The sequence below is a fragment of the Bradyrhizobium sp. USDA 4449 genome, from assembly GCF_054056275.1.
Window position 1 is genome coordinate 4257267 of the sequence record NZ_JBSRYD010000001.1, and the last position, 13086, is coordinate 4270352.

Genomic DNA, 13086 nt, shown 5'->3' on the forward strand with positions numbered 1-13086 from the left:
AAAGGCCCGTCCGACGGCGGCCGGCGGGCATATGCGGTTGCATCCAGGACACTAGCGCTTGGGCCCAAGTCCAGCTAAGGCGTCCGTCAGGCCTCCGGCCATAACCGATAGAGATTGGGACATGCCCGATACCGTCCAGGAAGTCTTGCAGGCCTTTGCCCGAGGCGAACTCGTCGTGGTGACCGACGACGATGATCGCGAGGGTGAGGGCGATCTGATCGTTGCCGCCTCATTCTGCACGGCGGAAAAGATGGCCTTCATCATCCGCCATACCTCCGGCATCGTCTGCGCGCCAATCACCACCGAGGACGCGCGCCGGCTGCGGCTCGATCCGATGGTCGCCCATAACGATTCCGCCCACACCACCGCATTCACGGTCTCGATCGACTACAAGCCTGACGGCGGCACCGGCATTTCGGCGGAAGAGCGCGCCTCCTGCTGCCGCGCTCTGTCCAATCCCAATGCCGGCGCCAACGACTTCGCCCGTCCCGGCCACATCTTCCCGCTGATCGCCAAGGATGGCGGCGTCCTGCTGCGCTCCGGCCATACCGAGGCGGCGGTCGATCTCTGCAAGCTCTCAGGGCTTCCGCCGGTCGGCGTCATCAGCGAGCTGATGAACGACGACGGCAGCGTGATGAAGGGCGAGCAGGTCGCGCAGTTCGCCGCCAGGCACAAGCTGAAGCACGTGACCATCGCCGACATGATCGCCTACCGGCAGGCGCGCGAAAAGCTGATCGAGCGGGTCGCGACGTTCACGACCGAAAGCCCGATCGGGCCGCTCCAGGGCTACGCCTACCGCTCGCCGTTCGATTCGATCGCCCATGTTGCCTTCGTCTATAACGGCGTCGGCGACGGCAAGAACGTGCTGACGCGCTTTCACAAGCCGAATATCGTCAAGGACACGTTTACCGGCCACAAGCGCATGGCGGCGGTGCTCGAGCACTTCAAGAAATCCGGTCGCGGTGTGCTGGTCTATCTGCGCGACGGCGCGGCCGGCGTGCCCGTGTCGCCGCTGCCGGACGAGACGCAGACCGAAGCCGACCGCAACCGCCAGTGGCGCGAGGTTGGCGTCGGCGCGCAGATCCTGCGCGATCTCGGCGTCACCTCGATCCGCCATCTCACCTCGTCGGTGCACGACTACAAGGGCCTTTCGGGCTTCGGCATCGAGATCGTCGCCAACGAGCAGCTCGAAAGCTGACATGCAGCGTCATTCCGGGCTCGCGCTTTGCGCGCCCTGGAATGACGAGACCAGGATGTAATTGCACTTGTTGCCGCGGCGTTTTAATTTGTCCGGCAATTTCTTGACGGAACCAGACCCGAAAGGACGTTTCATGAGCGTGCGCCCTCAGACCAAGGACAAGCCGGCTGCGGCCTCCTTCCAGTGGGACGATCCGTTCCTGCTCGACGAGCAGCTGACCGAAGACGAGCGCATGGTGCGGGACACGGCGCGCGCCTACGCCCAGGACAAGCTGCTGCCGCGGGTCACCAAAGCCTATCTGGAAGAGACGACCGACCGCGAGATCTTCAACGAGATGGGCGAGCTCGGCCTCATCGGCATCACGCTGCCTGAGGAATATGGCTGCGCCAATGCGAGCTACGTGGCTTACGGCCTCGTCGCGCGCGAGATCGAGCGGGTCGATTCCGGATATCGCTCGATGAACTCGGTGCAGTCTTCGCTGGTGATGTACCCGATCTACGCCTATGGCGACGACAGCCAGCGCAAGAAGTACCTGCCCAAGCTCGCCAGCGGCGAGTGGGTCGGCTGCTTCGGCCTGACCGAGCCCGATGCCGGCTCCGATCCGGCCGGCATGAAGACACGCGCCGAGAAAGTCTCGGATGGCTACCGCCTGACCGGCAGCAAGATGTGGATCTCGAACGCGCCGATCGCCGATGTCTTCGTGATCTGGGCCAAGTCGGCCGAGCACGACAACCAGATCCGCGGCTTCGTGCTGGAAAAGGGCATGAAGGGCCTCTCCGCCCCGAAGATTGGAAGCAAGCTCAGCTTGCGCGCTTCCATCACCGGCGAGGTCGTGATGGATGGCGTCGTGGTTCCCGAAAGCGCGCTGCTGCCCAACGTCTCCGGCCTCAAGGGTCCGTTCGGTTGCCTCAACCGCGCCCGCTACGGCATCTCCTGGGGCGCGCTCGGCGCGGCGGAGGATTGCATGCACCGCGCCCGCCAGTACACGCTCGACCGCAAGCAGTTCGGCAAGCCGCTTGCCGCGACCCAGCTGGTGCAGAAGAAGCTCGCCGACATGGAGACCGAGATCGCGCTCGGCCTTCTCGGTTCGCTGCGGGTCGGCCGCCTGATGGACGAGGGCAAGTTCGCCCCCGAGATGATCTCAATCATGAAGCGCAACAATTGCGGCAAGGCGCTCGACATCGCCCGCGTCGCGCGCGACATGCACGGCGGCAACGGCATCTCGGCCGAGTACCACGTGATGCGCCACGTCCATAATCTCGAGACTGTCAACACCTACGAGGGCACGCACGACGTCCATGCCCTGATCCTGGGCCGCGCGATCACGGGCATTCAGGCGTTTTTCTGAGCAAGCCGCCTGAGCGTGGAGTGAGATTTCAAACTGCGTCATGGCCGGGAAAAGCGCGAGCGCGTCTTCGCGCTGACGTCCCGGCCGTCCACGTCTTGGACCACGCGAAGAACCTGGATGCTCGGCACACGGCCAGGCATGACGGCGCCAGCAAGGTATGAGCAAGCCATGTCCGACAATGACGACGTCCCGTTCAACCGCAACTTTCCGCTGAAAGCCGGCGTCGTCGAGGAAGTCCGCCCCGGAGTGCGGCGGGTGCTCTGCAGCAATCCGAGCCCGTTCACCTTCACCGGCACCGTCAGCTACATCGTGGGCCAAGGCAACGTCGCGATCATCGATCCCGGTCCAGATGACGAGGCGCATGCGGCCGCGCTGCTCGATGCTGTCAGCGGCGAAACGGTGAGTCATATCTTCGTCACTCACACTCACCGCGACCACTCGCCCAACACGGCGCGGATCAAGCGGGCGACCGGCGCGCGCGTTTATGCCGAAGGCCCGCACCGCGCCTCGCGGCCGCGCTTCGAGAGCGAGAAGCACAATCCGGAATCCGGGTCTGATCGCGATTTCGTGCCCGATGTCAGGCTCGCCCATGGCGATGTGGTCGAAGGCGCCGGCTGGCGGCTCGAGGCCGTGGCCACGCCCGGTCACACCGCAAACCATCTCGCCTTCGCCTGGCCCGAGCGAAAATTCAACTTTGTCGGCGATCACGTGATGGGCTGGTCGACCTCGATCGTGGCGCCGCCCGACGGCTCGATGATCGACTACATGGACTCGCTCGATCGGCTGGCTGCGCGCGGGGAGGATCTGTATTTCTCCGGCCATGGCCCTGAAATCCCGGATGGTCCGCGCTTCGTGCGCTTTCTGATCCGTCACCGCAAGGCGCGCGAGGCCTCGATCCTGCACCGCCTCGGCAAGGGTGAGACCGACATCCCGACCATGGTCCGCGCGATCTATATCGGCATCGATCCGAGGTTGACGACGGCCGCCGGCTACTCCGTGTTGGCCCATCTGGAGGACCTGGTCGCGCGCGGAATTGTCGCGACTGACGGCGATCCCGTGATTGGCGGGACGTACCGGATGGCTTGAGGCGAGTGGCGAATAAGAGGGCTTTCACTCGCTATTCGCGACTGGCTATTCGCTATTTCTTCACCGTCTTCGCGGGCGCCTTCGGCGGCGCCACTGGCGTCTTCTTCACCGGTTTCAGCGCGTCGGCATCGGCTGCGGTGTTGAGATCGTCGATGAACTTGGTCACCCGCGCCGCGTTGCTGCCGAGGTCGCTCTCGAAATAGCGCGAGGCCGAGCGGATATCGACGCGGGAATCGTCACCATCAGGCACCACCCTGATCGAGACGTCCTCGCGAAAGCCCATGATCGGCGTGCGCGCCACCGCCTCGATGCGGCCCATGCGTCGCGGCGGCTGCGGCTCGCGTTCGTCGATAATGGTCCATTTGCGCTTGATGACGAGCCGGCGCGCGATCGCGTACGCCCGGTCGACGGGGATCTCAAGCTCGATCGGCTCGATATCGGGGTAGAAATGGCGCTGCTGCTCGGCCGAATAGAGGCCGGCATAAACGGCGGTGTTGGTGCCATCGCCGGTGCGCAGGCGCGACAGCGCGTCAAAGCGTGGAGGGTCGATCGGGTCGGTCGTAATGTCGTGGATCGGCGGCAGCTTGCGATAGAGCAGGGCTTGATACGCGGGATAGGCAAGGATCGCCCCGTCGATCAGGAAGGCGAGCAGGATGCGCGCCATGCCGCGCGAGCCGTTCTGCCAGATCGCGGCAAAGCCGGCGAGGCCGAACAGGATGGACAGTCCAGCGATCGCGAGCCCGCCAAAGAAGGTGGCCAGCGCCGGCTTCATCTCCAGGAAGTCGAAACGGACGATGATGATCGAGACCACCACCGCCACCACCGCGAACACGGCGAGATTGCGCGCCCAGTTCGCGAGGCTGGACACGGGCTCCGACTGGTAGGGAGCGGAAAACCTGCGGGCCATGCTGTTCCATCAACGATGTGAGCCGCCGGGCGAAAGCCTGACGACGGGAGCAAGCTGACCTAGCGCATTTTCCGCAGGGCTGTGAAGCGGTTTGTCCCGGTTCTGAACCGGTGAAAGTTCGGGTGGGAGCGATCGACCCAAGGGCCGCGACGAGCCACATGGGTGTGTATGGCGGTTCGAAAGCGAGGGGCTGTTCGCAATTGTGCGGCCCGAAAACGAACACGGCCCCTTGAAGGGACCGCGTGAGAGAGGTGCACCGACAGGTGCGCCTCGCTCATGTGCTCTCGATTTTCGACCAGGCCTCAGTGCGTGACCAGGGGGCAGGCCGAATCCGACAGCTTGCCGAATGCCTCCTCGCCGGACATGGTCTGCACCAGCTTGTAGTAGTCCCAGGGCTGCTTGGATTCCTCGGGCTTCTTCACCTGCATGATGTACATCTCATGCTCCATCAGTCCGTCGGCGCGGATCTTGCCGTTGCTGGTGAACATGTCGTCGATCTTCATCTTCTTGAGCTCGGCCATCACCTTGTCGGAGTTGGTGGTGCCGGCAGCCTTGACCGCGTTGAGATAGGCCATGGTGGCCGAATAGTAGCCGGCCTGGTTCATGGTGGGCTCGCGCTTGGTCTTCTCGTAGTAGCGCTTGGCGAAGGCGCGGGTCTTGTCATTGAGATCCCAGTACCAGCCGGTCGTCAGATAGAGCCCCTGCGCGGTCTTGAGCCCGAGGCTGTGAATGTCGCTGATGAAGGCGAGCAATGCGGCCGGCTTCATCGTCTTGGCGATGCCGAATTCGTCGGCGGCCTTGATCGAGTTGGTAAAGTCGTTGCCCGCATTGGCGAGGCCCAGCACCTGCGCACCCGAGTTTTGGGCCTGAAGCAGATAGCTGGAGAAGTCGGAGGTCGAAAGCGGCACGCGCACCGCGCCGACCACCTTGCCGCCATTGGCCTCGACGACGTTCGAGGCGGCTTCCTGCAACTGGGTGCCGAACGCATAGTCTGCCGTCAGGAAGAACCAGGTCTTGCCACCCTGTTTCACCATGGTCTTGGCGGTGCCATTGCCGAGCGCCGTGGTGTCGTAGACGTAGTGCACGGTGTAGGGCGTGCAGTCCTTGCCGGTCAGCGATGCGCCGGCGGCGCCGATCGCGATGAACGGGATTTTCTTCTCCTTGGCAACATTGTTCATAGCCAGGCTGACGCCGGTGTTCGAGCCGCCCAGGATCATGGTGACGCCGTCGCGGTCGGCCCATTCGCGGAATTTCTGCGCACCAAGGTCCGGCTTGTTCTGATGGTCGGTGACCATGAACTCGATCTTGTTGCCGAGGACGCTGCCACCGAAATCCTCGATTGCCATCTTGGCCGCTTCGACCCCGCCAGGGCCGATCACGTCGGCGTAGAGACCGGACATATCATCGATATCACCGATCACGACCTTGTTATCGGCCGCCTTTGCGGCGGTGATGGCCGCCATGGACGCGGCCAGCAGCCACGGCAGCATTCGCAGCGAAAATTTCATCTTGAGCGTCCCTCTTATTGGCTTGGAGTGCGGCGGCGACGTTAGGGAGCCGCCGCGGCGGCTCCAATTCGTCTTTGGTCGCGTGGCCGCAAACGAAACAGGCCCCTCCGCGATGGCAGGGGCCGAATTCGACTTTGGTATGTCTGCGGGCGTTAAGCTGCCGCGTTCGGGAAGCGGTAGTCCTTGAACTGGTCGCGCAGCGCGGTCTTCAGGATCTTGCCGGTCGCGGTGTGCGGTATGCCCTCGACGAAGGCGACATCGTCAGGCATCCACCATTTGGCGATCTTGCCGTCCATGTACTTCAGGATGTCGTCGCGCGTCGCCTGCTGGCCTTGCTTGAGCTGCACGATCAGCAGTGGACGCTCGTCCCATTTGGGGTGGAAGACGCCGATCACGGCGGCCTCCGCCACGGCCGGGTGGCCGACCGCGAGGTTCTCGAGGTCGATCGAGGAGATCCACTCGCCGCCGGACTTGATCACGTCCTTGGAGCGGTCGGTGATCCGCATGTAACCGCCCTCGTCGATGGTCGCGACGTCGCCGGTATCGAAGAAGCCTTCCTCGTCGAGGATGTTGGCATCGACACTGAAATAGGCCTTGGCGACGGCGGGGCCGGCGACCTTGAGGCGGCCAAAGGTCTTGCCGTCCCAGGGCAGCTCCTTGCCGGCATCGTCGGTGATTTTCATCTCGACTGCGAAGGGCGCATAGCCCTGCATCTGCAGGACGTCGAGACGCGCATCGCCGGTCGCGTTCTGGAACGGCGGCTTCAACGCCGAGACGCTGCCGATCGGGCTCATCTCGGTCATGCCCCAGGCGTGCCGGACGTTCGAGCCCATGTCGAGGAATGCCTTGATCATGGAGCGCGGCATCGCCGAGCCGCCGCAGATCACCATCTTCAGGTCCGGCAGCTTCAGGTTATTGGCACTCATGTGCTGGAGCAGCATCAGCCACACCGTCGGCACGCCGGCCGTGTGCGTCACCTTCTCGGTGGAGAGCAGCTCGTAGACCGAGGCGCCGTCGAGCTTGGGGCCGGGCATGACGAGCTTGGTGCCCTGCGAAGGTGCGGAGAAGGCGATGCCCCAGCTGTTGGCGTGGAACAGCGGAACCACCGGCAGCATCGTCTCCGAGGCGCTGGTGCCGAGCGCATCGACGTTGTTGGCCATCAGTGCGTGCAGCACGTTGGAGCGATGCGAATACAGCACACCCTTCGGGTCGCCCGTGGTGCCCGACGTGTAGCACATCGCGGCCGCCGTGTTCTCGTCAAAGTCCTTCCATTTGAATTTGCCGTCGGCCTCGGCGATCCAGTCCTCGTAGGCCACGACGTTCTTCAAATTGGTCTCGGGCATATGCGCCTTGTCGGTGAGGATGACGTACCGCTCGACGCTCGGCAGCTTGTCGGCGAGCTTCTCCAGCACCGGCACGAAGGTCAGGTCGACCATCACAATGCGGTCCTGCGCATGGTTGATGATCCAGGCGATCTGCTCGGGGAAAAGTCGGGGATTGATGGTATGGCAGATGGCGCCGATACCCATGATGCCGTACCAGACCTCGAGATGGCGCCAGGTGTTCCAGGCGATCGTGGCGACACGGTCGCCGAGCTTGATGCCGTCGCGGTCCAGCACCTGCGAGACCTTGAGCGCGCGCTTGTGGATTTCGGCGTAGGTGGTGCGATGGATGGGTCCCTCGACCGACCGCGTGACGACCTCCTGCTTGCCGTGAATCTTGGCGGCGTGTTCGATGATCCGGTGGCAGAGCAGGGGCCAATCTTGCATCAAACCGAGCATTCAGACGTTCCTCCGAGAAATCGCTGGGCGCATTGTCGCTCTCAGCGCAGGGCCAAAGAATTGTCATGAGTTTTAGCCTGCCGGACTTTCGCCGCAAATGGTCTTGTCGCGGCAATATGTCCGCCGGCGCGGCGATGGTTACCGCTGCGGTCGGGCTCACGCTCGTGCTCGCGGATCGGGCCGAGGCGAGAAACCATGCTGCACTGCTCGATATCTTTGGTCCTGGTGCACCACGCCGGCATAAGTCCGTTCATTTCACCAAGGTACCACTCCCAAGACCGCGCCCTGAGGAGGCTCCCAAGGCAGCGGCTGAGGCCGCGCCGGAGGCCCCCGACAAGCCTTCTCCAGACAAGCCCGCCGTCAGCAAGCCGGCGGAGGTTGCGCCGCCTCCCGAGAAGCAGCTGTCGGCCTGTCGATCGGCGCTGACCGAAGACATCGCGATCGCGCCTTCCATTCCCGATATCCGCGGCCCAGGCGCCTGCGGCGGTGTGGATCTGGTGCGGCTGGAGGCGATCGTGCTGCCGGACAAGCGCAGGGTCGCGGTCAAGCCGGCCGCGATCCTGCGCTGCACGATGGCCTCGGCGATCGCGGATTGGGTGCGTACCGACATGGTGCCGCTGGCCACAAGCCTCGGCTCGACCATCACCGAACTCGACAATTTCGATAGCTTCGAGTGCCGCGGCCGCAACCGCGTCGTCGGCGCGATGCTGTCCGAGCACGGCAAGGCCAATGCACTCGACGTCCGTTCGCTGAAACTAGCCAACGGGCAGTCGATCGGTCTGACTGACCGCACCGTATCGCGCGATGTGCGCGAGCGCGTGCTGCATTCGGTCTGCTCGCGTTTTTCCACGGTGCTAGGGCCCGGCTCGGACTGGTACCACGAGGACCACATCCATCTCGATCTCGCGCAGCGCCGCAACGACTACCGGATCTGCCAGTGGAACGTCTGGGATCCCTTGCCCCAGGTTGCCCCCCTCCTGCCGGCCGAGCGCCCCGAGGAGGCCCCGCCGCGCGAGGTCGCAGCAAAATCCGAGGGCAGCAAGGATGGAGCCGACGATCGGGACAGCACCAACCCTGCTGCGCCGGCGGACAAACCGGCAGCCGAGTCCGGCAGGAGCAAGCCGACAGCAAAAAGGCGCCGGTAAACCGGCGCTTTTCAAAAATCTTTTGATCAGCCGAAGGTTAGTTCGGCGTCGGAACACCGCCGCCCTGGAGCGCGAGACGCGAATTATAGGGCGAGTCGCCGTGCTTCGGCTCCAGCACCACGACGATGGTGCCGATCTTGACGCGGTTATAGAGGTCGATCGCGTCCTCGTTGGTCAGGCGGATGCAGCCCGAGGAGATCGAGGCGCCGATATATTCAGGCTGGTTGGTGCCGTGAATGCGGAACAGCGTGTCCTTGCCGCCCGAGTACAGGTACATCGCGCGCGAGCCCATCGGATTGTCCGGACCGGGGGCGACGTAGGTCGGAACGCCGAGGCGCGAGATCTCGCCCGGGGTCGGGTGCCACGCCGGCCATTCGGTCATGCTGCCGACCTTGGCAATGCCGGACCAGGCCATGGCCTCTTCGCCGACGGTGATGCCGTAGCGGATCGCCTTGCCGCCATCCATGACGTAATAGAGGTAGTGGTTGTCGGAATCGACCACGATCGAGCCCGGCGACTCCTTGCGGTGGTAGTCAACGATGGCACGACGGAAAGGCTCTGCGACCGGCGTATTCTCGTACCGGATCTTGGCAAGGAGTTCCTTGTCCTTCGGCTTGAAATTCTGAGTGTTGGTGGCTTCGTAATGCGTGGCCTGCATGCAGCCCGACAGCATGAAGCCGGCAGCCAAAACTCCCAACATAACCTTCAGCGACGACATGGTTTGGTTCCAATCAAGACAATACCGCGCAGGTCCTCAAGCGTAGCGCCAAGGCCTTCGACTCCGTTGATTTCATTATCTTTGAAATCTGCCACAATTCCAGCATTTAGGGGCTTATCCCGCGCTGCGAGACCCAACCTGTGGCTTTTTTGCCGCAAGTTTTGCGTCTTTAGGCGGCCTTTTTGGCGCGAAAAGCACAGCTGTCGATTCCGTGCCACAGTTACGCCGCTTTGTCGCCACAAATGCAGCCGCCCCGTTAATGTGCTTGTCATCATGAACTTGTCAGAATCGCGCTAAGGGGCTGTCATTCTGTCGCAGGCGCTCTCCTGGAGTTGTTCATGTTTTCTGTGTTCGTTCCCTCCGACTCCTCCCTGAAGAAGGCCGTCGTCGACGATCTCGAGGCCGTGCCTGATCACGCCGTGTGGGTTGATCTGGTCAACCCGACCGCGGCCGAGGACAAGGCTGTGGAGCGCCTCCTGGGCATTGCGATCCCGACCCGGGAGGACATGCAGGAAATCGAGATCTCCAGCCGCCTCTATATCGAGAACAGCGCGCGCTACATGACCGCGACGCTGATGTGCCACTCCGATACCGACATGCCCCGCACCACGGCGGTGACCTTCATCCTCGGCGACCACCGCCTGGTCACGGTGCGCTACGACCAGCCCAAGCCGTTCGCCCTGGTCGAAAACAAGCTGGCGCGGTCCTGCACCCCCGCGATCACAGGCGAGATGGTGCTGATGGAGCTCCTGGATGCCGTAATCGACCGCTGCGCCGATATTCTCGAACGCTGCGGCATGGAGATCGACCAGGTCAGCCACGACATCTTCGAGCCCGAGAGCGAGCGGCACGGCCACGCCAAGCAATACTCGCAGATCCTGATCTCGATCGGCCGCAAGGGCGATCTGACCTCCAAGGTTCGCGAGAGCCTGGTCTCGATCGGCCGCGTCGTCACCTTCCTCTCCGCGGTCGTGGAGGGCGTGAAATGGTCCAAGGACATGCGCGAGCAGCTCAAGACCATGCAGCGCGACGTCGCTTCCCTGACCGACCACGCCTCCTATCTCTCCAGCAAGATCACCTTCGTGCTCGACGCCATGCTCGGCGTCGTCAATCTCGAGCAGAACAACATCATCAAGCTGTTTTCGGTCATGGCTGTTGTCCTGATGCCCCCGACGCTGATCGCCTCGATCTACGGCATGAACTTCAAGTCGATGCCGGAGCTGGAATGGGCGCACGGCTATCCGTTCGCGCTGGTGCTGATGGTGTTTGCCGCGATCGTCCCGTACTGGATCTTCAAGTGGAAGAAGTGGCTGTGAGCGTGCGCTTTCGAAAATAGTGAGCGAGACCTTACGCCGGTTGCAGAGACAGGGCGGATGGTGTCGCAGAATAGATCGTCATTGCGGCTGCGCCGTGATGTGTGGGCCGTGCCCCAATTCCTCCGGTAAAATTTGAGCGGTGGGCTGAACGTTTGCGCGAAACTTGTCTGCGATAAGCAGCCGGTTAGCCGCGAGGAACAGCCATGGTTGAAAAACAAATAACGACGCCCCGCAACGTCATTGATCTGACGAGCTATCGCCAGCTCATGGCGAGCGGCAAGGCGCCGTCGTTGTCGACGCGCATGTGCCGGCACTGTGGTGCGCCGCTGCTCGATGGCGAGAGCGATGACGACTGTTCGACGGCATTCAACGAAGCTGCACCACGGTTGCGCGACCGGTCGCGTCGCATTCGCCTGGATTGAGCAGCGGAAGGAACGGCAGGCGATCCAGTGTTGCGGCGGCGTTCTCTGGATGGCCTGGCTTCCCCGACCACGTCACCATTCGTCATTGCGAGTAGCGAGAAGCAATCCAGACTGTCTCCGTTGAGGCCGTCTGGATTGCTTCGCTTCGCTCGCAGTGACCAGACCCTAGACGTGCTGGCCGCCGTTGATGTGGATCTCGGCGCCGTTCACGTAGGAGCTGGTGTCCGTGCACAGCACGTAGATGATCTTGGCGACCTCGTCGGGCGTACCAAGGCGGTGCATCGGAATCTGCTGGTCGACGATCTTCTCGGTGCCCGGCGACAGGATGGAGGTATCGATCTCGCCCGGCGCGATCGCGTTGACGCGGACACCGATGCGGCCGAAGTCCGAGGCCATCTCGCGCGTCAGCGATGCGAGCGCGGCCTTCGAGGTTGCATACGCCGCGCCCGCGAAGGGATGCACGCGCGAGCCCGCGATCGAGGTGACGTTCACGACCGAGCCCTTGGCCGCCTTCAATTCATCGATCAATCCGCGCGCGATCATGATTGGCGCGAAGAAGTTGACGTGGAAGACATGCGTCCAGGTATCGAGATCGGTGTCGACGGAACCGAGCCTTGAGCCGCCGGGACCTTTCGGCGAGATCGCGGCGTTGTTGACCAGCGCGTGCAACATGCCGCCTTCGAGCCGGTTGCGGATGTCGGAGATCGCGCGAGCGGTGTCGGCGGGGTTGCCGAGGTCGACCTGGATGTGGTCCTCGGGGCCTGCATCCCACGGGCAATCCTCCGGGAACGGATGCCGCGAGCAGGTGATGACGCGCCAGCCCGCCGACGAGAAGCGGATCACCGTGGCGTGGCCGATACCGCGGCTCGCTCCGGTCAGGAGCAGCGTGCGGCGCGGCGCATTGGACGAATGCGGCATGGACATCTTTCAGGTCGGCCCAAAGATCAAGATGAGGATCGAGAGAAGGCGCTAGGGATACATCCGTGTCTTGGACCATTTCTGGCCGGCCGCGTCACGACGAAATTCGATGCGGTCGTGCAGGCGGAATGGGCGGTCGTGCCAGAACTCGATGCGCGAAGGCACAATACGCCAGCCGCTCCAGCCCGGCGGCCGCGGCACCTCGCCGATCACGTGCCTGGCCGCGACCTTGGCGATGGCCTGCTCGAAGGCGAAACGGCTCTCCAGCTCTTGCGACTGCTTGCTGGCCCAGGCGCCGATCTGTGCCTGCTTTGGGCGCGTCGCGAAATAGGCGTCGGCCTCGGCATCGGTCACCGGCGTCACGTTGCCGCGGATGCGGACCTGACGGCGCAGCGACTTCCAGTGAAACAGTAACGCTGCCTTAGGGTTTGCGGCGAGTTCGCGGCCCTTCTGGCTCGCGATGTGGCTGTAGAAGACGAAACCCCCGGTATCGAAGCCTTTCATCAGCACCATGCGTACGTCAGGCAGGCCCTCCGGATCGACGGTTGCGAGCGCCATTGCGTTGGGATCGTTCGGCTCGCTCTTGATCGCCTCGTTCAGCCAGGCCTCGAACAGCGCGAACGGCTCGTCGGCGGCGGTAAAATCACCGGATGTTAAGGGTGTCTGGTGTTTCATCGAGGTCGTGTCGGTCATGCCTGGAGTCCGAATTGCGTCCCGCGGCCCAAAGCGCGCTGTTGTC

At 63.3% G+C, this 13086-nt stretch carries 12 protein-coding genes; 6 read left to right on the plus strand and 6 right to left on the minus strand.

Annotated features, from left to right (window positions below; all coding sequences use genetic code 11):
* Positions 1-121 precede the first annotated feature (121 nt).
* From ribB to ACVIIW_RS19885, 3 genes are all read left to right on the plus strand, one after another.
* Positions 122-1198, plus strand: coding sequence for a 3,4-dihydroxy-2-butanone-4-phosphate synthase (gene ribB, locus ACVIIW_RS19875; protein WP_456702273.1), 1077 nt, complete (start codon positions 122-124; stop codon positions 1196-1198).
* 133 nt (positions 1199-1331) lie between these two features.
* Positions 1332-2546 (plus strand): acyl-CoA dehydrogenase, encoded by a 1215-nt coding sequence (locus ACVIIW_RS19880; RefSeq protein WP_092227544.1) that lies wholly within the window; start codon positions 1332-1334, stop codon positions 2544-2546.
* Between the two features lie 168 nt (positions 2547-2714).
* On the plus strand, positions 2715-3632 hold the full coding sequence (locus ACVIIW_RS19885) for an MBL fold metallo-hydrolase (protein WP_456702274.1): 918 nt from the start codon (positions 2715-2717) through the stop codon (positions 3630-3632).
* Between the two features lie 52 nt (positions 3633-3684).
* Here the strand turns inward: ACVIIW_RS19885 and ACVIIW_RS19890 are convergent, their stop codons facing one another.
* The 3 genes from ACVIIW_RS19890 to ACVIIW_RS19900 all read right to left on the minus strand — a co-directional run bounded on the left by ACVIIW_RS19890 (position 3685) and on the right by ACVIIW_RS19900 (position 7828).
* A complete protein-coding gene (locus tag ACVIIW_RS19890) occupies positions 3685-4539 on the minus strand; it encodes a DUF1499 domain-containing protein (RefSeq protein WP_456702275.1) in 855 nt (284 codons plus the stop codon).
* A 302-nt stretch (positions 4540-4841) separates the two neighbouring features.
* Positions 4842-6047, minus strand: a complete 1206-nt coding sequence (locus ACVIIW_RS19895; protein ID WP_456702276.1) for an ABC transporter substrate-binding protein — start codon at positions 6045-6047, stop codon at positions 4842-4844.
* Between the two features lie 152 nt (positions 6048-6199).
* Positions 6200-7828, minus strand: a complete 1629-nt coding sequence (locus tag ACVIIW_RS19900; RefSeq protein ID WP_456702277.1) for a fatty-acid--CoA ligase — start codon at positions 7826-7828, stop codon at positions 6200-6202.
* A 65-nt stretch (positions 7829-7893) separates the two neighbouring features.
* Between ACVIIW_RS19900 and ACVIIW_RS19905 the strand changes: the two genes are divergently transcribed.
* A complete protein-coding gene (locus ACVIIW_RS19905; protein ID WP_456702278.1) occupies positions 7894-8973 on the plus strand; it encodes an extensin family protein in 1080 nt (359 codons plus the stop codon).
* Positions 8974-9010: 37 nt separating this feature from the next.
* On the opposite strand, the gene ACVIIW_RS19910 is transcribed toward ACVIIW_RS19905, so the two are convergent.
* The gene (locus tag ACVIIW_RS19910; protein ID WP_456702279.1) at positions 9011-9691 is read right to left on the minus strand and encodes a L,D-transpeptidase; all 681 of its coding nucleotides are present in this window, start codon (positions 9689-9691) and stop codon (positions 9011-9013) included.
* A 338-nt stretch (positions 9692-10029) separates the two neighbouring features.
* Here ACVIIW_RS19910 and ACVIIW_RS19915 point away from each other — a divergent pair, with 338 nt between their 5' ends.
* Positions 10030-11007, plus strand: coding sequence for a magnesium transporter CorA family protein (locus tag ACVIIW_RS19915; RefSeq protein WP_456702280.1), 978 nt, complete (start codon positions 10030-10032; stop codon positions 11005-11007).
* Positions 11008-11210: 203 nt separating this feature from the next.
* Positions 11211-11429, plus strand: coding sequence for a hypothetical protein (locus tag ACVIIW_RS19920; protein ID WP_456702281.1), 219 nt, complete (start codon positions 11211-11213; stop codon positions 11427-11429).
* 165 nt (positions 11430-11594) lie between these two features.
* Here ACVIIW_RS19920 and ACVIIW_RS19925 read toward each other — a convergent pair whose 3' ends face one another.
* Positions 11595-12347, minus strand: a complete 753-nt coding sequence (locus ACVIIW_RS19925) for an SDR family NAD(P)-dependent oxidoreductase (protein ID WP_456702282.1) — start codon at positions 12345-12347, stop codon at positions 11595-11597.
* A 51-nt stretch (positions 12348-12398) separates the two neighbouring features.
* The gene (gene pdxH, locus ACVIIW_RS19930) at positions 12399-13040 is read right to left on the minus strand and encodes a pyridoxamine 5'-phosphate oxidase (protein ID WP_456702283.1); all 642 of its coding nucleotides are present in this window, start codon (positions 13038-13040) and stop codon (positions 12399-12401) included.
* Positions 13041-13086 lie beyond the last annotated feature (46 nt).